The sequence below is a fragment of the Pseudomonas fluorescens genome, from assembly GCF_000802965.1.
Lineage (GTDB): Bacteria > Pseudomonadota > Gammaproteobacteria > Pseudomonadales > Pseudomonadaceae > Aquipseudomonas > Aquipseudomonas fluorescens_A.
Window position 1 is genome coordinate 14144 of the sequence record NZ_JSAK01000026.1, and the last position, 19977, is coordinate 34120.

Consider the following 19977-nt stretch of genomic DNA (forward strand, 5'->3'; position numbering starts at 1 on the left):
ACACAACCCGGATACTAGAGAGTTCTCCAGCAAGAGCAATCGGTCCTCTGCGCCTGAAAACCTTGTCACACGCTGTTAATATTGAAAAATAACTATATTTTTCAGATAGATAGAATTTCACGCTGATAACCATGGCCGACTGCCAAGGTGTAAAAATAACGAACACTTACGAAAGAGTAAGCCAAGGCTTACATCGCAAGACTACAAACCTGTGGGCGCACCGAAGTCATGTAAATCCCTCGTCTCCAGATAACAAAAAGCCCCGAACCAGTCGGGGCTTTTTGTTGATCAGCAAGCGTATCGTTTATTGAAACAGCGACTCACTCGACAGGCCATTTTTCTCCAGGATTTCCCGGAGACGCTTCAGACCTTCAACCTGAATCTGTCTGACCCGCTCGCGGGTCAGGCCAATTTCCAGGCCTACGTCTTCAAGGGTGCTGCTCTCGTGGCCGCGCAGGCCGAAGCGGCGAACGACCACCTCGCGTTGCTTGTCGGTCAGTTCCGAGAGCCATTGATCGATGCTCTGGGACAGGTCGTCATCCTGTAGCAGTTCGCATGGATCGGTTGGGCGATCGTCGGTGAGGGTGTCCAGCAGGGTTTTATCCGAATCCGGACCCAGCGAGACGTCGACCGAAGAAACCCGCTCGTTCAAGCCCAGCATGCGCTTGACCTCTCCCACCGGTTTTTCCAGCAGGTTGGCGATTTCTTCGGGTGAGGGTTCATGGTCGAGTTTTTGCGTCAGTTCCCGTGCGGCCCGAAGGTACACGTTGAGCTCTTTGACCACATGAATCGGCAACCGGATGGTCCGGGTCTGGTTCATGATCGCGCGTTCGATGGTCTGACGAATCCACCAGGTCGCGTAAGTCGAAAAGCGGAAGCCGCGCTCGGGGTCGAACTTCTCCACCGCCCGGATCAAGCCGAGGTTGCCCTCTTCGATCAGGTCGAGCAGCGACAAGCCACGATTGACATAGCGTCGGGCGATTTTCACCACCAGTCGCAAGTTGCTTTCAATCATGCGTTTGCGCCCAGCCGGATCACCACTTTGCGACAGGCGCGCAAAATGTACTTCTTCTTCGGGGGACAACAGAGGGGAAAAGCCGATTTCATTGAGATACAGCTGCGTGGCATCGAGCGCCCGAGTGTAGTCAATGTACTTGTGTTGCTTTAACGAAGCGGAGTGTTTGGATTTGGCACGAACGGAAGGTGGAGCCGCCCCTTCTTCATTCGACATCGAATCCGTACCGATGCCGGTCTCCATCAGGAGAACCTCATCGTCGATGTCAAACTCCGGCACTTCTTTACTGAGAGCCATTGTTATAGTCCTTTGGTGAGTTCGACCTCAAGCTCAAGCGGCGCCTTTATCCTTGGCAACGCTGGAGCCTGTCCCCTCTACGACGGAACAGGCTGGTAAGCAATCAACGACGCGGCAGGAATTGCAGCGGATCTACAGGTTTACCTTGTCGGCGAATCTCAAAATGCAGTTTCACCCGGTCTGTACCCGTTGACCCCATTTCGGCAATTGTCTGTCCGACCTTGACCTGCTGCCCCTCCCGAACCAACAACCTGCGGTTATGACCGTAGGCACTAACGTAGGTTTCGCTGTGCTTGATGATGACCAATTCGCCGTAGCCCCTTAAGCCACTCCCGGCGTATACCACCGTCCCATCAGACGCAGCTAAAACAGGCTGTCCCAAATCTCCGGCGATATCAATTCCTTTATTCAAACTCCCGTTTGAAGAGAATTTTCCAATCAGAATGCCATTAGAAGGCCATCCCCAGCCGGTCGGGGCTGGGCCGGGAGGAGGCAGTGGAGCAGGTGCCGGCTTGTTGGCGACGGACGGTACAACCACCGGTGTGGTGGTGGTCGCACCGTTTACCGGACGACGGAATACCGTGGTTTTACTCGACGAGGAAGGCGTTGAATTCGACGAACTGACCACGGCTGTCGACGTTGAACCGGTACGCCCGTCAAAGCGAATCGTCTGACCCGGGTGGATCGTGTAAGGCTCGGGAATGTTGTTGCGGGCCGCAAGCGCCTTGTAGTCCCAGCCGTAACGAAAGGCGATGGAAAACAAGGTGTCTTTCGGGCGGACGACGTACTGGCCGGTCGTCACTGCCGGACGCTGGGCCGCAGCTTTGTTGCGGTCGACAACCCGAACATCACTGGATTTGTTGCTGGAGCATCCGACCAGCAAGGTGCTCAAGACAAGGCCAGTCACCAGGCGCTGAAAGCTCGTTGTACCCATACGCTGCGCAATGACTGTGAGACTCACCCGCCGCTCCCTTTGTGGTGGCTGAAAATGTAGTTTTGCCGTGCTCCGGCGTGAAGTGTCGCAAGTATAACGGGCCGTGCGAGCTTTACCTTTAATGAAGCGAAATGGCTTGGCGCACACGTTTGCTGACTGACAAAAGCCCCCGTTTAACCAATCGACGCCGCTGTAAGACAAAGGCAATCGAAGAGAATTCAGCGTGCCGAAACAAATGCTCAGGCCAGTGGCCCGTTGAGCAACGGAACGAAGCGCACCGCCCCCAGAACGCGCCTGGAAAAGCCCTGTTCTTCCCGAACGATGAGCATCAATTGTTGAACCTCGCCAGCTCCTACCGGTATGACCAGACGCCCCCCGGGCGCCAGTTGATCGAGCAATGCCTGAGGCACATCCGTCGCCACCGCGGTGACGATGATGCCGTTATAGGGCGCCAGCGCCGGCCAGCCCTCCCAGCCATCGCCCCATCGAAACACCACGTTTCGCAGGTTCAACTCGACCAGGCGTTCTTTGGCCCGGTCCTGCAGCACCTTGATGCGCTCCACGGAAAACACCCGCTCCACCAGTTGCGACAACACCGCAGTCTGGTAGCCCGAACCGGTGCCAATTTCCAGCACCTTGTCCAGCGGACCGGCCTCCAGCAGCAGCTCGCTCATGCGAGCGACCATATAAGGCTGGGAGATGGTCTGGTTATGCCCGATCGGTAGCGCGGTGTCTTCGTAGGCCCGGTGTGCCAGCGCTTCGTCGACGAACAGGTGACGCGGCGTACGGCGAATGACTTCCAGCACCTTGGCGTTGGACAGTCCCTCTTCGTACAGACGTTGAATCAAGCGTTCGCGGGTCCGTTGCGACGTCATGCCGATGCCGCGACGCAGCATATCGTCTTGCTCACGAGACATTAGCGCAGCCCCTCCAGCCAGCCATCGAGACTTCTGAAGGCATCATTGAAGGTGCGATCCAGTTGCAACGGGGTGATGGAAACATAGCCCTGCATCACTGCGTGGAAATCGGTACCCGGGCCGCCGTCTTCGGCGTCCCCCGCAGCGGCGATCCAGTAGCCGGCCTTGCCCCGCGGATCGACCACTTTCATCGGTGCCGCTGCGCGTGCGCGATGGCCGAGGCGGGTCAACTGGATACCGCGAATGTGATCCAGCGGCAGATTGGGGATATTCACGTTCAGTACCGTGCGCGGTGGCAGGTCGAGGTCAGCATGAGCTTCGACCAGTTTGCGCGCAAAGTAAGCCGCTGTGGGAAGGTTCTCGACTTGTCGTGAGACCAGCGAAAAAGCAAACGAAGGACGCGAGAGAAAACGCCCCTCGAGCGCCGCCGCCACCGTGCCCGAATACAGCACATCGTCCCCCAGGTTAGCGCCCAGGTTGATCCCCGAAACCACCATGTCCGCTTCACGCTCCAGCAAGCCGTTGAGGCCCAGGTGCACGCAGTCGGTCGGGGTGCCATTAATGCTGATAAAACCGTTGGCCAGCGTCTGCGGGTGCAACGGACGGTCGAGCGTCAGCGAGCTGCTCGCGCCGCTTTTGTCCTGGTCCGGGGCGATAACCACGCATTCGGTGTAATCCGCCAGCGCAGCATAAAGCGCGGCGAGACCGGGTGCGGTTACCCCATCGTCGTTAGAAATCAGAATACGCATGGGCTGTCCGTCTGCCCCACCGGCACCAGATCAACAAGCTCGCGCACCAATACAGTGGCGAAGCATCCGGCCGGCAGGACGAATTCCAGTTGCAGAATGTCAGGCTCGGGATAATGCCACGTCAACCCGGCAATGGGCAGTCGCAGGATGCGACGTTCGTGGCTCATTCCGGCGTTGATCAACCAATCGCGAAGGTCCGTTTCGCGCGCGGCGATCGCCTGCTCCAGTTCATGGACAGCGCCCGTGGCCGGCGAGTCACCTTCACCCCACTGCGGCCCGGTCGGGTGCAGATCGAGTATCGCCAGTCGTGGGTCGCTGCACTCGGCCTCACCGGCCGGAAAGAAGCTGCGGCTATCAGTGAAAGCGAGCAGGTCACCGATCTGCGCATGCTGCCAGGTGCCATCCGCTACGCGCGCAGCCAAAACCTGGTTGAACAGAAAACTGCGTGCAGTCGACAGCAGGCGTGAACGTACGTTGCGCTGCTCCGGCAAAGCCTTGCGCGCAGCCCACGCACGGGCATCGACCACGTTACCGCCGTCATGGCCGAAGCGCTGGGAACCGAAATAGTTGGGGACACCTTGTTTGGCAATCAGCTGCAGGCGCTCTTCGATGGCAGCTTTGTCGCCGGCGAATTGCGTCAGGCGCAAGGTGAATCCATTCGCCGAGTGAGCGCCGCGTTGCAGCTTGCGTTTGTGGCGGCTGGTCTTAAGGATTTTCAGTGTGTCGTTTTCTGCCGCCGACAGGTCCGGATCGGCCTTGCCCGGCAATTGCACACTGAACCACTGACGCGTCAACGCCTGGCGATCCTTGAGTCCGGCATAGCTGACAGTACGCAATGGCACGCCGGCAGCCTTGGCAATTCGCCGTGCGGCTTCTTCGGTATTCAGACCACGTTTTTCCACCCAGATCCACAGGTGCTCGCCGTCGCCACTCAAGGGAATATCCAGGACTTCGTCGACCTGGAAATCTTCCGCGGTGGCTTTCAGCACGGCAGTGCCGAGGGCTTCACCATAGGCCCGCGGGCCGAGCAATTGCAGTTCGTTCATGCGCGCAGCAACAAGGCAACGGAATGCACAGCGATGCCTTCTTCGCGACCGACAAAGCCGAGCTTTTCGGTGGTGGTAGCTTTTACGTTCACTTGATCCAACTCGACTTGAAGATCCGCGGCAATCAGCGCGCGCATGGATTCGATATGCGGGGCCATTTTCGGCGCCTGGGCGACGATGGTGTTATCCACGTTGCCGACCTTCCAGCCCTTGGCGTGGATCAGTGCGACGACATGACGCAACAGCGCACGGCTGTCGGCGCCCTTGAATTGCGGGTCGGTGTCCGGGAAATGTTTGCCGATGTCACCCAGCGCAGCAGCGCCGAGCAAGGCATCGCTCAAGGCGTGCAGCAGGACGTCACCGTCGGAGTGAGCGAGCAGCCCGAAACTGTGTGCAATGCGCACGCCGCCGAGAGTAATGAAATCGCCTTCAGCGAAACGGTGCACATCATAGCCGTGGCCAATACGCATAAAAAAACGCCCCGATTTTTGTCAGGGCGTGATTCTACCTGCATTAGGCACCTAGAGCATGCGCGTGATGCCGCAAGTGATCCTCGATGAAACTGGCGATGAAGAAATAGCTGTGGTCGTAGCCGGGTTGCAGGCGCAACGTCAGCGGATGACCGGCCAGTTTGGTCGCCTGTTGCAAGGCTTCCGGCTTGAGCTGGGTGGCCAGAAAATCATCGCGATCACCCTGATCGACCAGCAATGGCAGCTTCTCGTCAGCCTCGGCAATCAACGCACAGGCATCCCACTCGCGCCATTTCGAACGGTCTTCGCCCAGATAACGGGAAAAGGCCTTTTGACCCCAGGGACAGTCCATCGGATTGTTGATCGGCGAGAACGCCGACACCGACAGATACCGTCCCGGATTGCGCAAGGCACAGACCAGCGCACCGTGACCACCCATTGAGTGACCGCTGATGCCACGCTTGTCCGACGCCGGGAAATGGGCCTCAACCAATGCCGGCAATTCCTGCACGACATAGTCATGCATCCGATAGTGCCGCGACCAAGGTTCCTGCGTGGCATTCAGATAAAACCCGGCGCCAAGGCCAAAGTCCCACGCACCATCCGGATCACCCGGCACATCGGCACCACGGGGGCTGGTGTCCGGTGCCACGATGATCAGCCCCAGCTCAGCGGCCATGCGCGTGGCGCCGGCCTTCTGCATGAAGTTTTCGTCAGTGCAGGTCAGGCCCGACAGCCAGTAAAGCACCGGCAGCTTGCCGCCCTGCTCCGCTTGCGGCGGCAGGTAGACAGCGAACACCATGTCGCAGCCCAGTACTTCCGAGCGATGGCGATAGCGCTTGTGCCAGCCACCAAAACTTTTCTGGCAGGAGATATTTTCCAGGCTCATGGCAGACCTCAGAAATGGATAACGGTGCGGATGCTTTTTCCTTCATGCATCAGGTCAAAAGCCTTATTGATATCTTCCAGGCCCATGGTGTGGGTGATGAAGGTATCCAGCGGGATCTCGCCGGTTTCCGCCATTTCCACGTAGCTTGGCAACTCGGTACGGCCACGCACGCCGCCGAACGCCGAACCGCGCCAGACGCGACCGGTGACCAGCTGGAACGGACGTGTGGCGATTTCCTGACCGGCACCGGCGACGCCGATGATTACCGACTCACCCCAACCCTTGTGGCAGCACTCCAGTGCAGCGCGCATCAATTGGACGTTGCCGATGCATTCGAAGGAAAAGTCGACGCCGCCATCGGTCATGTCGACGATGACTTCCTGGATCGGACGGTCGAAATCTTTCGGGTTTACACAATCGGTTGCACCCAGCTGCTTGGCGATCTCGAATTTGGCCGGGTTGATGTCGATGGCGATGATGCGCGCGGCCTTGGCTTTGACCGCGCCGATGACCGCCGACAGACCGATGCCGCCGAGGCCGAAAATGGCCACGGTATCACCAGGTTTCACCTTGGCGGTATTGAGGACCGCGCCGATGCCGGTGGTGACACCGCAACCCAGCAGGCAGACTTTTTCCAGCGGCGCTTCTTTAGCAATCTTGGCCACGGAGATTTCTGGCAGCACGGTGTATTCGGAGAAGGTCGAAGTACCCATGTAGTGGAAAATCGTTTCGCCCTTGTAGGAAAAACGCGAAGTGCCATCCGGCATCAGGCCTTTGCCCTGGGTCGCGCGAATCGCCTGACAGAGGTTGGTTTTGCCGGACAGGCAGAATTTACACTGACGGCATTCCGGGGTGTACAGCGGGATCACGTGATCGCCGACTGCAACGGAAGTCACGCCCTCGCCGACTGCTTCGACAATTGCACCGCCTTCGTGACCGAGGATCGACGGGAAGATGCCTTCCGGATCGGCGCCCGACAAAGTGTAGGCATCGGTATGGCAAACACCGGAGGCCACCACGCGCAGCAACACTTCACCCGCCTTGGGCATGGCGACATCGACTTCAACGATCTCCAGCGGTTTCTTGGCCTCGAAGGCAACGGCGGCGCGCGACTTGATCATGGTAGTTCTCCAGTGAATAAAAACGAGACAGGGAGTGTAATACAGCGCCGCACGATGAATAATCGAGGCAAATGCAAAATATTATTGCTGTACAGGGATAATCATTAATGTCCGATAACCGCTGGGAAGGCATCGACGAGTTCGTCTCTGTGGCCGAGTGCAGTCAGTTCACCGCTGCCGCAGAACGTTTGGGGGTGTCTTCCTCCCATATCAGTCGACAAATCGTACGCCTGGAAGAGCGTTTGCAAACCCGTTTGCTCTACCGCAGTACGCGGCGGGTGACGCTGACTGAAGCCGGACAGACTTTTCTACAGCATTGCCAACGTCTGCAGGATGGACGCGAAGAGGCGTTGCGTGCGGTCGGCGACCTGACCAGCGAACCCAAGGGCATGTTGCGCATGACCTGCGCCGTGGCCTACGGTGAACGCTTCATCGTGCCCTTGGTTACTCACTTCATGGGGCTTTATCCGCAACTGCGGATCGACATCGAGTTAAGCAATCGCCAACTGGATCTGGTGCATGAAGGTCTGGACCTGGCGATCCGACTCGGTCGCCTGCAAGACTCGCGACTGGTCGCCACCCGCCTCGCACCACGGCGCATGTATCTATGCGCATCGCCTTCCTACCTGGAACGGTATGGTCGCCCACATAGCTTGTCGGAATTGAACCGGCATAACTGCCTCATTGGTAGTTCGGATCTGTGGCAATTGGAGCAGAACGGGAGGGAATTTTCCCAACGCGTCCAGGGAAACTGGCGCTGCAACAGTGGGCAAGCGGTGTTGGACGCGGCGCTTCAAGGCGTGGGGTTGTGTCAGCTGCCGGACTATTACGTACTGGAGCATTTGAAAAACGGCGCGCTGATTTCGCTGTTGGAGGCGCATCAACCGCCGAATACTGCCGTTTGGGCGTTGTATCCGCAGCAGCGGCATTTATCGCCGAAGGTGCGCAAGTTGGTGGATTATTTGAAGGAAGGGTTGGCGGAGCGGCCGGAGTATCGGGTTTGAGATCAAAAGATCGCAGCCTTCGGCAGCTCCTACTTTGAAACGCGGTCTCCTGTAGGAGCTGCCGAAGGCTGCGATCTTTTAGCGGCGGTTAGCCCAACGCTGACGAAGCCACTCGAGATCTTCGGGGCGCGTGACCTTGATGTTATCGGACCGTCCTTCGATCAGGCGCGGAGCCATGCCAGACCACTCCATCGCCGACGCTTCGTCAGTGATCACTGCATCAGCTACCAAACTGTCCGCCAATGCCCGATGCAACGCACCGAGGCGAAACATCTGCGGCGTGTACGCTTGCCAGATCACGCTGCGGTCCACGGTTTCAACGACACGCCCGCGTTTATCGACCCGTTTGAGCGTGTCCCGCGCCGGAACTGCGAGCAGCCCACCCACCGGATCATCCGCCAGTTCAGCCAGCAACTTGTCGAGATCGTCACGACTGAGATTCGGCCGTGCGGCATCGTGTACCAACACCCAATCCTCATCATCGGCGCCTTGCGCATGCAAATGCAGCAACGCATTGAGCACCGAGCCGGAACGCTCGGAACCGCCCTCGACCCGCGCAATTCGCGCATCGCCGGCACACGCCAGGTTCGGCCAATAGGGATCATCAACAGCAAGACTGACCACCAGACTTTTCAGGCCAGGATGATCAAGGAAACAGCCGAGGCTGTGTTCGAGAATAGTGCGCCCGCCCAGTTGCAAGTATTGCTTGGGACGGTCCGCAGCCATACGGGCACCGACGCCCGCGGCAGGAATCACGGCCCAGAAGGCCGGTAACGTCTGGTTCATTGTGCCAACTGGTAAAGGGTTTCACCGTCCTTGACCATGCCCAACTCGTGGCGAGCCCGCTCTTCAACGGTCTCCATGCCTTTTTTCAACTCGCTGACTTCCGCGTCCATCACCCGATTGCGCTCCAGCAACGTCTGGTTCTCAGCTTGCTGATCGGCAATCTGCTGAGTCAGCTCAGCCACTTGCGCCAGACTGCCATTACCCACCCACAGGCGGTATTGCAGGCCAGCCAGCAACAGGAGCAAGACGAGAAACAACCAATTGGGACTGCGCATCGAATATCAGGTATCCAGTGAAAAAAGACAGCCATACCAAAACATGAAGCTACTGATAGCACGAAGCCTGGATGAACCAGGCTTGTGCTGATAAGGCATCAGATTAGTGGCAAAACCGTCGCCGTAGCGATTTTTCCGACACAATCCGGTGTCTTTTTACCATGTACTGATTAACCGCGGAATTCGCTGCGGCCGTTGTACTTGGCTTTGCCATTCAACTGCTCTTCGATACGCAGCAGTTGGTTGTACTTGGAAACGCGATCGGAACGGCACAGGGAACCGGTCTTGATCTGGCCAGCCGAAGTACCAACAGCCAGGTCGGCAATGGTCGAATCTTCAGTTTCGCCGGAGCGGTGCGAGATCACGGCGGTGTAACCGGCAGCCTTGGCCATCTGGATGGCTTCCAGGGTTTCGGTCAGGGTGCCGATCTGGTTGAACTTGATCAGGATCGAGTTGGCGATCTTTTTGTCGATGCCTTCTTTCAGGATCTTGGTGTTGGTCACGAACAGGTCGTCGCCTACCAGCTGAGTCTTCTCGCCGATCTTGTCGGTGAGGATTTTCCAGCCAGCCCAGTCGGACTCGTCCAGGCCATCTTCGATGGAGATGATCGGGTAACGCTCGGTCAGGCCTTTCAGGTAATCAGCGAAACCTTCAGCGGTGAACACCTGGCCTTCGCCGGACAGGTTGTACTTGCCGTCTTCGTAGAATTCGCTGGCCGCGCAGTCCAGAGCCAGGGTCACGTCAGTGCCCAGCTTGTAGCCAGCGTTGGCTACGGCTTCGGAGATCACTTTCAAAGCGTCTTCGTTGGAAGCCAGGTTTGGTGCGAAACCACCTTCGTCACCGACGGCAGTGCTCAGGCCACGGGCCTTCAGCACGGCTTTGAGGTGGTGGAAAATCTCGGTGCCCATGCGCAGACCTTCCGAGAAAGACTTGGCGCCAACCGGCTGAACCATGAATTCCTGGATGTCGACGTTGTTATCGGCGTGCTCGCCACCGTTGATGATGTTCATCATCGGAACCGGCATCGAGTAAACACCCGGGGTGCCGTTCAGGTTGGCGATGTGAGCGTACAGCGGCAGGTCCTGGTCCTGAGCTGCTGCCTTGGCCGCGGCCAGGGAAACGGCGAGGATGGCGTTGGCGCCCAGGGAGCCTTTGTTTTCAGTACCGTCGAGCTTGATCATCGCCAGATCCAGCGCTTTCTGGTCGCTTGGGTCTGTACCTTTCAACAGGTCGCGGATCGGACCGTTGATGTTGGCTACGGCTTTGAGTACGCCCTTGCCCAGGTAACGGCTCTTGTCGCCATCACGCAGCTCGAGCGCTTCACGCGAGCCAGTGGAAGCACCGGACGGCGCGCAGGAACTGCCGATGATGCCGTTGTCGAGAAGCACGTCCGCTTCCACGGTGGGATTGCCACGGGAGTCGAGAACTTCACGACCTTTGATGTCGACGATTTTAGCCATTGTTGTAAACACTCCAAAGTTGACGAAAACGCTTACTGCTCGATTTATAACTTGTAGGTCACATCCGTAGGAGCCGGCTTGCTGGCGATGGGGCCCGAAAGGACGCTATCGCCAGCAAGCCGGCTCCTACGACCGGATTCCGATGTTACGCGGTTTCTACCGTCGGAAAACTCTTCACCAGTTCGTCCAGAGCTTTGAGCTGGGCCAGGAATGGCTCCAGTTTGTCCAGACGCAAGGCGCAAGGGCCATCGCATTTGGCGTTGTCCGGATCCGGGTGGGCTTCCAGGAACAGGCCGGCCAGGGACTGGCTCATGCCGGCTTTTGCCAGGTCGAGGACCTGAGCGCGGCGACCACCGGCGGAATCGGCACGACCACCCGGCATTTGCAGCGCGTGGGTCACGTCGAAGAACACCGGGTATTCGAACTGCTTCATGATGCCGAAGCCGAGCATGTCGACGACCAGGTTGTTGTAGCCGAAGCTCGAACCGCGCTCGCAGAGGATCAACTGATCGTTACCCGCTTCAACGCACTTGTTCAGGATGTGTTTCATTTCCTGAGGTGCGAGGAACTGGGCTTTCTTGATGTTGATCACCGCGCCGGTCTTGGCCATCGCGACCACGAGGTCGGTCTGGCGCGACAGGAAGGCCGGCAACTGGATGATGTCGCAGACTTCAGCGACGACCGCGGCCTGCTCAGGCTCGTGGACGTCGGTGATGATCGGCACGCCGAAGGCTTGCTTGATGTCCTGGAAAATCCGCATGCCCTCTTCCAGGCCAGGGCCACGGTAAGAGGTCACGGAGGAACGGTTGGCCTTGTCGAAGCTGGCCTTGAACACGTAAGGGATACCCAGTTTCTGGGTAACCTTGACGTATTCTTCGCAGACCTGCATCGCCATGTCGCGGCTTTCCAGCACGTTCATGCCGCCGAACAGCACCATTGGCTTGTCGTTGGCAATCTCGATATCGCCTACGCGGATGATCTTCTGCGCCATAAGGTTCAAGCCTTCTTCTGGTGTTGAGCCAAAGCTGCTTTGACGAAACCGCTGAACAACGGGTGACCGTCGCGAGGTGTCGAAGTGAACTCAGGGTGGAACTGGCAAGCGACGAACCAAGGATGATCCGGTGCTTCAACCACTTCAACCAGCGCGCCGTCACCGGAACGACCGGAGATTTTCAGGCCGGCTTCGATGATTTGCGGCAGCAGGTTGTTGTTCACTTCGTAGCGATGACGGTGACGCTCGACGATCACGTCCTTGCCGTAGCAGCCGTGAACCAGGGAACCCGGCTCCAGTAGGCAGTCCTGCGCACCAAGGCGCATGGTGCCGCCCAGATCGGACGCTTCGGTACGGGTTTCGACGGCGCCGGTGGCATCTTCCCACTCGGTGATCAGGCCCACGACCGGGTGACCGCTTGCACGATCGAACTCGGTGGAGTTGGCGTCTTTCCAGCCCAGCACGTTACGAGCGAACTCGATCACGGCCACTTGCATGCCCAGGCAGATGCCCAGGTATGGAACCTTGTTTTCGCGAGCGTATTGAACGGCGGTGATCTTGCCTTCCACGCCACGCAGACCGAAACCGCCAGGAACGAGGATCGCGTCGACGCCTTCGAGCAACGCAGTACCCTGGTTTTCGATGTCTTCGGAATCGATGTAGCGCAGGTTGACCTTGGTGCGGTTGCTGATGCCGGCGTGACTCATCGCTTCGATCAGCGACTTGTAGGCGTCCAGCAGCTCCATGTACTTGCCGACCATGGCGATGGTGACTTCGTGCTCAGGATTGAGCTTGGCGTCGACCACGGCTTCCCATTCGGACAAATCGGCACCGCCACATTGCAGGCCAAAACGCTCGACGACGAAATCGTCCAGACCCTGGGAGTGCAGAATGCCCGGGATCTTGTAGATGGTGTCGGCGTCTTCCAGCGCGATTACCGCACGTTCTTCAACGTTGGTGAACTGCGCAATCTTGCGACGGGAAGAAATATCGATCGGGTGATCGGAGCGGCAGACCAGCACGTCTGGTTGCAGGCCGATGGAACGCAGTTCCTTGACCGAGTGCTGGGTTGGCTTGGTTTTGGTTTCGCCGGCAGTGGCGATGTACGGCACCAGTGTCAGGTGCATCAGCATCGCGCGCTTGGCGCCGACTTCGAAACGCAGCTGGCGGATGGCTTCGAGGAACGGTTGGGATTCGATGTCACCCACGGTGCCACCGATCTCGACCATTGCCACGTCGGCATCGCCTGCACCCTTGATGATGCGGCGCTTGATTTCGTCGGTGATGTGCGGAATCACCTGGATGGTTGCGCCCAGGTAATCACCACGGCGCTCTTTGCGCAGCACGTGTTCGTAGACACGGCCGGTGGTGAAGTTGTTGTTCTGGGTCATCGTCGTGCGGATGAACCGCTCGTAGTGGCCCAGGTCCAGGTCGGTCTCGGCGCCGTCGTGGGTGACGAACACTTCACCGTGCTGGAACGGGCTCATGGTGCCCGGGTCGACGTTGATGTACGGGTCCAGCTTCAGCATGGTGACCTTAAGTCCCCGCGCCTCCAGGATGGCCGCCAATGATGCCGATGCAATGCCTTTCCCCAATGAAGAAACAACACCGCCCGTGACGAATATGTAGCGCGTCATGAAAAACCCTAGAAGTCTGCGTTAAAGCGGTCCGAGCCGCCGGGGAAAGCGAAGGAAGGCCGAAGCCCCCGATCACCTGCATTAATCACAGTGCACCTTTCAAAAAAACCGCCGCGTTGGGACAGACCGGGAGATGAAACACCGGTACGTTGCTCGCTACACATTTTTTGGAATCGCCCAGCAAAGACTGCTTGGTAATCGGCAACTCCTGCAATTCAGGCGAATCCACAGAAGTTGTATCAAGAAGGGAGCGTAGTCTACCGGAAAGCCCCTTTCAGCTCAAACCTTGATCTTCGCCCGGCGGCTGCCAATGCAAATTCCAGCCACCCATCGGACCACCATCCAGCCCCGGCAGGTTCGCCACCGCCAGCAATTGCTCGCCCTTGTACAGCAGCGGCAATCTGCCGCGCATGAACATCGGCACTCCGCGCTCGTTGAGCAAACGCTTCAGGTCGCGATGACCACGGCCGGGTAACTCCATCACTTCTCCCCCTTCACGATAGCGGATCTGTAACGGGCCATCGGGGATTTGCCCCTTCAGCATGAGCACGCCGTTATCGGGCAACACCAGAGCCTGCGCGGGGTCAGGCCACTCTCCAACCGAAATCGCTATACGCAACCAGGTGCCGGACAGCCACCAGATACGATCGCCCGCCCGATGCATTTCCCCATCGGCTAACCGCCAAATGGGTCGCGCATCGCCGGTGGCATCGCGTAAATCCTCCCAACCCGACCAATGGTCGCTATCTGGCAGTCGTGTCAGCGGTTCGAGCCAATGGCTGATCGCGTTGCGCTGACGGGCGGCCGAGAGTTTTTCCAGCGATGCCAGCTCCAGAGAAGGCAGACCCAGCCAATCGAAATCACTGAGGCTGGTCGCTTGTCTCAAATCGATTTGTGCCAACTCATCAAGCAACCCCTGCGCTTCGCTCAGATGCGCAGCGCTACGGGCCATGGTTGTGATCGCTTGTGGCCAACGTGCGGTCAATACCGGAAAAATCTGGTGGCGCAGATAGTTTCGCGAGAATTGACGATCCTGATTGGAAGGGTCTTCGATCCAGTTCAACTGATGCCCCGCCGCATAGGCCTCAAGCTCAGCGCGGCTGGCATCAAGCAAAGGGCGCAGCAGATGCCCCTTCCCCAACCGGCGTTGTCGGGGCATCCCTGACAAACCTCTCACACCAGCCCCACGTAGCAGGCGGAACAACAAGGTTTCTGCCTGATCGTCGCGGTGCTGGGCAGTCAGCAACACTTCATTGATTTGAGTGACCTCGGTGAAGGCGCTGTAACGCGCGTCCCGGGCAGCACGCTCAACACTGGCGCCGGGTTGAACCTGCACGCGAATGACCTGTAATGGCACTCCCAGCGATTCGCACACCAACCGACAATGTTCCGGCCACGCATCGGCCACAGTCTGAAGGCCGTGATGGACATGGATGGCGTTTAGCGCAGGCAGGGATTCGGTTTTAGCGAGAGTGGCGAGAAGGTGCAGGAGGACAGTGGAATCGAGGCCACCGGAGAATGCGATGTGCCAGGTATTGGCATTGCGCCAGGATTTCAGGTTCAGCAGGATCCTGACAGACAGATCGATATTGGAAGGATTCATAGAGATCGATCACTTCACATAAATCCCCTGTAGGAGCTGCCGCAGGCTGCGATCTTTTGACTTTGATTTTTATAAAAAAAGATCAAAAGATCGCAGCCTTCGGCAGCTCCTACAGGGGTACCGCGAGGTCAGTTAGAGACCGTAGCTCATCAGACGATCGTAACGGCGCTTGAGCAGCGCGTCGTTATCGAACTTCTTCAGCATCGCCAGTTGCGAACTCAGCTCGGCACGGATCGAAGCGGCCGCAGCTGCCGGATCACGGTGAGCGCCGCCCAGAGGCTCGCCGATCACTTTGTCGACGATGCCCAGGCCTTTGAGACGCTCGGCAGTAATGCCCATGGCTTCAGCGGCATCCGGTGCTTTCTCGGCGGTTTTCCACAGGATCGAAGCACAACCTTCCGGCGAGATCACCGCGTAGGTCGAATACTGCAGCATGTTCAGCTGATCGCAGACGCCGATGGCCAGTGCACCACCGGAACCACCCTCACCGATAACGGTGGCGATGATTGGGGTTTTCAGGCGAGCCATCACGCGCAGGTTCCAGGCAATCGCTTCGCTCTGGTTGCGCTCTTCAGCGTCGATGCCTGGGTAAGCACCCGGGGTGTCGATGAAGGTCAGGATCGGCATTTTGAAACGTTCGGCCATTTCCATCAGACGGCAGGCCTTGCGGTAGCCTTCCGGACGCGGCATACCGAAGTTGCGGCGAACCTTTTCACGAACTTCGCGACCTTTCTGGTGACCGATCACCATCACTGGCTGATCGTCCAGACGGGCAATACCGCCGACGATGGCGGCATCGTCGGAGAAGTGACGGTCACCATGCAGCTCATCGAACTCGGTGAAGATGTGTTCGATGTAGTCCAGGGTATAGGGACGTTTCGGGTGACGCGCCAGACGCGCGATCTGCCAGCTGGTCAGCTTGCCGAAGATGTCTTCGGTCAGCGTGCTGCTTTTGTCCTGCAGGCGGGAGATCTCATCGCCGATATTCAGCGAATTGTCATTACCGACCAAGCGCAACTCTTCGATCTTGGCTTGCAGGTCGGCGATCGGCTGTTCGAAATCTAGAAAATTCGGGTTCATAGGCGTCCGTCTTGGGTCGACATCCAAAAGAGCTTGGGCCGGCCGGTTGTCTATTCGCGCCCTACCTTAAGGGACAGGCGCGTTCAGGTCGAGATTAAAAATTCAGGTCAAGGTCAGGGCAAACCAATAGCACTGACCGTCAACGGTATTGGAGGAAGACGTTGTCTCGCCCGAACTGGTCACGCAGGGCTTGAATCAACGCATCCGCCGGGTCGATTCGCCAGCCTTCGCCGAACTGCAACAAGGCCTTCGCATCGGGACTGGTGTAGTCCATGGTGATCGGGCACGCACCGCGGTGACGCTTCAACAACTCACCCAGCCAGCGTAGCTGATCGCCCTTGAGATCCTTGGCATGCAGCTTCAAGCGCAGGCTTTCGGCCAGGTTGGTGCGCGCGTCTTCCATGCTCATCACCCGCTTGACCCGCAGCCGCAGGCCGCCGGAGAAGTCGTCGTTGCTGACTTCACCTTCGACCACCACCATCGCATCGGTCTGCAACAGCGATTGCGCGGAATGGAACGCATCGGCGAACAGCGACGCTTCGATTCGCCCCGAACGGTCGTCGAGGGTGATGAAGCCCATCTTGTCGCCCTTTTTGTTCTTCATGACGCGCAGGGCGATGATCATACCGGCGACGGTCTGGGTATCGCGCGCCGGCTTCAGGTCGATGATTCGTTGACGGGCGAAACGGCGGATTTCACCTTCGTATTCGTCGATCGGGTGACCGGTCAGGTACAGGCCCAAGGTGTCTTTCTCGCCTTTCAGGCGTTCCTTGAGCGTCAGTTCCTTGGCCTTGCGATGGTTGGCGTAAACGTCGGCGTCTTCTTCTACGAACAGGCCGCCAAACAAGTCGGCATGGCCGCTGTCGTGGGTTCGGGCGGTTTGTTCGGCAGCCTTGATTGCCTCTTCCATCGCGGTCAGCAACACCGCGCGATTGCGGTCGATGTTGGCCTGATAGGCTTTCGGCTCGTCATGGAAATACGGACCGAGACGATCCAGCGCTCCGCTGCGGATCAAGCCGTCGAGAGTCCGCTTGTTGATGCGCTTGAGGTCAACCCGGGCGCAGAAGTCGAAGAGGTCCTTGAACGGGCCTTTCTGACGCGCCTCGGTGATCGCCTCGACCGGGCCTTCGCCCACACCCTTGATCGCGCCCAGACCGTAAATAATCCGGCCTTCGTCGTTTACCGTGAACTTGAATTCGGAAGTGTTCACGTCCGGCGCGTCGAGACGCAGCTTCATCGTGCGCACTTCTTCGATCAAGGTCACGACCTTGTCGGTGTTGTGCATATCCGCCGACAGTACCGCGGCCATGAACGGCGCCGGGTAGTGCGCTTTCAGCCACGCGGTCTGGTACGACACCAGGCCGTAAGCGGCGGAGTGGGATTTGTTGAAGCCGTAACCGGCGAACTTTTCTACGAGGTCGAAAATGTTACCGGCCAGGTCGGCGTCGATATTGTTGGTGGCGCAACCTTCAATGAAACCGCCGCGCTGCTTGGCCATTTCCTCGGGTTTTTTCTTACCCATGGCCCGACGGAGCATGTCCGCGCCGCCGAGGGTGTAGCCGGCCATGACCTGGGCAATCTGCATCACCTGTTCTTGATACAGGATGATGCCGTAGGTCGGGGCCAATACTGGCTTCAGGCCTTCGTACTGGTAGTCCGAGTGCGGGTACGCCAGTTCGGCGCGACCGTGCTTACGGTTGATGAAGTCGTCCACCATGCCCGATTGCAGCGGGCCCGGACGGAACAGTGCCACCAGTGCGATCAAGTCTTCCAGGCAGTCGGGCTTGAGCTTTTTGATCAGCTCTTTCATGCCGCGGGACTCGAGCTGGAACACGGCCGTGGTTTCGGCTTTTTGCAGCAGTGAATAGGTCGGTTTGTCGTCCAACGGGATGAACGCGATGTCCAGCGGCGGCTCGTTGACCTTGGCGCGGTCGCGGTTGATGGTTTTCAGCGCCCAGTCGATGATCGTCAGGGTCCGCAGGCCGAGGAAGTCGAACTTCACCAGACCAGCCGCTTCAACGTCGTCCTTGTCGAACTGGGTTACCAGGCCATCGCCCGCTTCGTCGCAATAGATCGGCGAAAAGTCGGTCAGCTTGGTCGGTGCGATAACCACACCACCGGCGTGCTTGCCGACGTTACGCACAACGCCTTCAAGCTTGCGGGCCATCTCCCAGATTTCCGCGGCTTCTTCATCGACCTTGATGAAGTCGCGCAGAATTTCTTCCTGCTCGTAAGCCTTTTCCAGGGTCATGCCGACTTCGAACGGGATCATCTTCGACAGACGATCCGCCAGGCCATAGGACTTGCCCTGCACCCGCGCCACATCTCGCACCACCGCTTTCGCGGCCATGGAACCGAAGGTGATGATCTGGCTCACAGCGTTGCGGCCGTACTTCTCGGCCACGTAGTCGATTACCCGGTCACGACCGTCCATACAGAAGTCGACGTCGAAGTCGGGCATGGAGACCCGTTCCGGGTTAAGGAAGCGCTCGAACAGCAGGTCATATTCCAGCGGATCGAGGTCGGTGATCTTCTGAACATAGGCCACCAGCGACCCGGCTCCCGACCCCCGGCCAGGACCGACCGGCACGCCGTTGTTCTTGGCCCACTGGATAAAGTCCATCACGATCAGGAAGTAACCGGGGAAGCCCATCTGGATAATGATATCCAGCTCGAAATTCAACCGGTCGACATAGACCTGGCGCTTGGCTTCGTAGTCCTCGGTGGTGTCCTTGGGCAGCAGGACCGCGAGACGCTCTTCCAGACCATCGAACGAGACTTTGCGGAAATATTCATCGATGGTCATGCCATCGGGAATCGGGAAGTTGGGCAGGAAGTGCGTGCCCAGTTTTACTTCAATGTTGCAGCGCTTGGCGATCTCGACGGTGTTTTCCAGCGCTTCGGGAATGTCGCTGAACAACTCAGCCATCTCCTCGGCGCTTTTGAGGTACTGCTGATCGCTGTAGTTTTTCGAGCGCCGCGGATCGTCGAGGGCGCGGCCCTCACCGATGCAAACGCGGGTTTCGTGAGCGGCGAAGTCTTCCTGCTTGATGAAGCGCACATCGTTGGTCGCGACCAGCGGCGCGCCGATCTTCTCGGCCAAAGCCACGGCGCCATGCAGTTGCTCTTCATCGTTGGGGCGGTTGGTGCGCTGGATCTCCAGATAGAAACGGTCCGGAAACACGTCCATCCATTCACGGGCCAGGGATTCCGCTTCCGCCGGGTTGCCGCTGAGCATGGCCTGGCCGATTTCGCCCTCTTTGGCTGCCGATAGCATGATCAAGCCTGCGTTGGCTTCAGCGACCCATTCGCGCTCGATGATGATCGCGCCATTGCGCTGGCCATCGATGAAGCCGCGGGAAATCAGCTCGGTGAGGTTGCGATAGCCTTCGGCATTCATCACCAGCAGGCTGATCCGGCTCAGGGGGTTATCCGGATCCTTGTTCGACAGCCACAGGTCGGCGCCGCAGATCGGCTTGATCCCTGCACCCATGGCGTTTTTATAGAATTTGACCAGGGAACACATGTTGTTCTGGTCGGTGACCGCAACGGCAGGCATGTTCATGCCGACCAGGGTCTTGACCAGCGGTTTGATCCGCACCAGACCGTCGACCAGGGAGTATTCAGTGTGCAGGCGTAGATGAACGAATGAAGCCGGCATAGTGATCCTGCGTTAAGTCATGAAAACAACAAGGCCCGGATT

Annotated in this window: 17 protein-coding genes; 1 reads left to right on the forward strand and 16 read right to left on the reverse strand. The window is 58.4% G+C overall.

Annotation, left to right across the window (positions count from 1 at the left end; all coding sequences use genetic code 11):
* Positions 1-304: 304 nt before the first annotated feature.
* From rpoS to NL64_RS20430, 8 genes are all read right to left on the reverse strand, one after another.
* Complete coding sequence (gene rpoS, locus NL64_RS20395; RefSeq protein WP_034149873.1) at positions 305-1312, reverse strand: RNA polymerase sigma factor RpoS; 1008 nt, start codon at positions 1310-1312, stop codon at positions 305-307.
* 103 nt (positions 1313-1415) lie between these two features.
* Positions 1416-2273 carry a peptidoglycan DD-metalloendopeptidase family protein gene (locus NL64_RS20400; RefSeq protein WP_034149874.1) on the reverse strand — a complete coding sequence of 286 codons (858 nt, stop codon included), beginning with the start codon at positions 2271-2273 and terminating at the stop codon, positions 1416-1418.
* A 212-nt stretch (positions 2274-2485) separates the two neighbouring features.
* Positions 2486-3121 carry a protein-L-isoaspartate(D-aspartate) O-methyltransferase gene (locus NL64_RS20405; protein ID WP_172668694.1) on the reverse strand — a complete coding sequence of 212 codons (636 nt, stop codon included), beginning with the start codon at positions 3119-3121 and terminating at the stop codon, positions 2486-2488.
* A gap of 41 nt (positions 3122-3162) precedes the next feature.
* Positions 3163-3912, reverse strand: coding sequence for a 5'/3'-nucleotidase SurE (surE, locus tag NL64_RS20410; RefSeq protein WP_034149876.1), 750 nt, complete (start codon positions 3910-3912; stop codon positions 3163-3165).
* Positions 3900-4958 (reverse strand): tRNA pseudouridine(13) synthase TruD, encoded by a 1059-nt coding sequence (gene truD, locus NL64_RS20415; protein WP_034149877.1) that lies wholly within the window; start codon positions 4956-4958, stop codon positions 3900-3902. The genes surE and truD overlap by 13 nt, the downstream gene beginning before the upstream one ends.
* A complete protein-coding gene (gene ispF, locus NL64_RS20420) occupies positions 4955-5428 on the reverse strand; it encodes a 2-C-methyl-D-erythritol 2,4-cyclodiphosphate synthase (RefSeq protein WP_034149878.1) in 474 nt (157 codons plus the stop codon). Before ispF ends, truD begins: the two co-directional genes overlap by 4 nt.
* A gap of 43 nt (positions 5429-5471) precedes the next feature.
* Complete coding sequence (gene fghA, locus NL64_RS20425; protein WP_034149879.1) at positions 5472-6317, reverse strand: S-formylglutathione hydrolase; 846 nt, start codon at positions 6315-6317, stop codon at positions 5472-5474.
* 8 nt (positions 6318-6325) lie between these two features.
* The gene (locus tag NL64_RS20430; protein ID WP_034149880.1) at positions 6326-7438 is read right to left on the reverse strand and encodes an S-(hydroxymethyl)glutathione dehydrogenase/class III alcohol dehydrogenase; all 1113 of its coding nucleotides are present in this window, start codon (positions 7436-7438) and stop codon (positions 6326-6328) included.
* 107 nt (positions 7439-7545) lie between these two features.
* Between NL64_RS20430 and NL64_RS20435 the strand changes: the two genes are divergently transcribed.
* On the forward strand, positions 7546-8442 hold the full coding sequence (locus tag NL64_RS20435) for a LysR substrate-binding domain-containing protein (RefSeq protein WP_034149881.1): 897 nt from the start codon (positions 7546-7548) through the stop codon (positions 8440-8442).
* Between the two features lie 78 nt (positions 8443-8520).
* On the opposite strand, the gene ispD is transcribed toward NL64_RS20435, so the two are convergent.
* The 8 genes from ispD to dnaE all read right to left on the reverse strand — a co-directional run bounded on the left by ispD (position 8521) and on the right by dnaE (position 19935).
* Positions 8521-9228, reverse strand: coding sequence for a 2-C-methyl-D-erythritol 4-phosphate cytidylyltransferase (ispD, locus tag NL64_RS20440; protein WP_034149882.1), 708 nt, complete (start codon positions 9226-9228; stop codon positions 8521-8523).
* Positions 9225-9503 (reverse strand): cell division protein FtsB, encoded by a 279-nt coding sequence (gene ftsB / locus NL64_RS20445; protein ID WP_008057335.1) that lies wholly within the window; start codon positions 9501-9503, stop codon positions 9225-9227. Before ftsB ends, ispD begins: the two co-directional genes overlap by 4 nt.
* A gap of 170 nt (positions 9504-9673) precedes the next feature.
* Positions 9674-10963, reverse strand: coding sequence for a phosphopyruvate hydratase (gene eno / locus NL64_RS20450; protein ID WP_034149883.1), 1290 nt, complete (start codon positions 10961-10963; stop codon positions 9674-9676).
* Positions 10964-11108: 145 nt separating this feature from the next.
* Positions 11109-11954 (reverse strand): 3-deoxy-8-phosphooctulonate synthase, encoded by an 846-nt coding sequence (gene kdsA / locus NL64_RS20455; protein ID WP_008057333.1) that lies wholly within the window; start codon positions 11952-11954, stop codon positions 11109-11111.
* A 5-nt stretch (positions 11955-11959) separates the two neighbouring features.
* Positions 11960-13591, reverse strand: coding sequence for a CTP synthase (locus tag NL64_RS20460; protein ID WP_034149884.1), 1632 nt, complete (start codon positions 13589-13591; stop codon positions 11960-11962).
* A 274-nt stretch (positions 13592-13865) separates the two neighbouring features.
* Positions 13866-15194 (reverse strand): tRNA lysidine(34) synthetase TilS, encoded by a 1329-nt coding sequence (tilS, locus tag NL64_RS20465; RefSeq protein WP_034149885.1) that lies wholly within the window; start codon positions 15192-15194, stop codon positions 13866-13868.
* 132 nt (positions 15195-15326) lie between these two features.
* Entirely contained in the window at positions 15327-16274 is a 948-nt protein-coding gene (locus NL64_RS20470; protein WP_034149886.1) for an acetyl-CoA carboxylase carboxyltransferase subunit alpha, read from the reverse strand.
* 139 nt (positions 16275-16413) lie between these two features.
* Positions 16414-19935, reverse strand: coding sequence for a DNA polymerase III subunit alpha (dnaE, locus tag NL64_RS20475; protein WP_034149887.1), 3522 nt, complete (start codon positions 19933-19935; stop codon positions 16414-16416).
* Positions 19936-19977: the final 42 nt, after the last annotated feature.

Coding starts and splice junctions, on each gene's coding strand:
- NL64_RS20430 (WP_034149880.1), bottom strand. CDS start 7,438: ATGATCAAGTCGCGCGCCGCCGTTGCCTTCGAGGCCAAGAAACCGCTG.
- kdsA (WP_008057333.1), bottom strand. CDS start 11,954: ATGGCGCAGAAGATCATCCGCGTAGGCGATATCGAGATTGCCAACGAC.
- truD (WP_034149877.1), bottom strand. CDS start 4,958: ATGAACGAACTGCAATTGCTCGGCCCGCGGGCCTATGGTGAAGCCCTC.
- ispF (WP_034149878.1), bottom strand. CDS start 5,428: ATGCGTATTGGCCACGGCTATGATGTGCACCGTTTCGCTGAAGGCGAT.
- fghA (WP_034149879.1), bottom strand. CDS start 6,317: ATGAGCCTGGAAAATATCTCCTGCCAGAAAAGTTTTGGTGGCTGGCAC.
- rpoS (WP_034149873.1), bottom strand. CDS start 1,312: ATGGCTCTCAGTAAAGAAGTGCCGGAGTTTGACATCGACGATGAGGTT.
- surE (WP_034149876.1), bottom strand. CDS start 3,912: ATGCGTATTCTGATTTCTAACGACGATGGGGTAACCGCACCCGGTCTC.
- ftsB (WP_008057335.1), bottom strand. CDS start 9,503: ATGCGCAGTCCCAATTGGTTGTTTCTCGTCTTGCTCCTGTTGCTGGCT.
- NL64_RS20470 (WP_034149886.1), bottom strand. CDS start 16,274: ATGAACCCGAATTTTCTAGATTTCGAACAGCCGATCGCCGACCTGCAA.
- eno (WP_034149883.1), bottom strand. CDS start 10,963: ATGGCTAAAATCGTCGACATCAAAGGTCGTGAAGTTCTCGACTCCCGT.
- dnaE (WP_034149887.1), bottom strand. CDS start 19,935: ATGCCGGCTTCATTCGTTCATCTACGCCTGCACACTGAATACTCCCTG.
- ispD (WP_034149882.1), bottom strand. CDS start 9,228: ATGAACCAGACGTTACCGGCCTTCTGGGCCGTGATTCCTGCCGCGGGC.
- NL64_RS20405 (WP_172668694.1), bottom strand. CDS start 3,121: ATGACGTCGCAACGGACCCGCGAACGCTTGATTCAACGTCTGTACGAA.
- tilS (WP_034149885.1), bottom strand. CDS start 15,194: ATGAATCCTTCCAATATCGATCTGTCTGTCAGGATCCTGCTGAACCTG.
- NL64_RS20460 (WP_034149884.1), bottom strand. CDS start 13,591: ATGACGCGCTACATATTCGTCACGGGCGGTGTTGTTTCTTCATTGGGG.
- NL64_RS20435 (WP_034149881.1), top strand. CDS start 7,546: ATGTCCGATAACCGCTGGGAAGGCATCGACGAGTTCGTCTCTGTGGCC.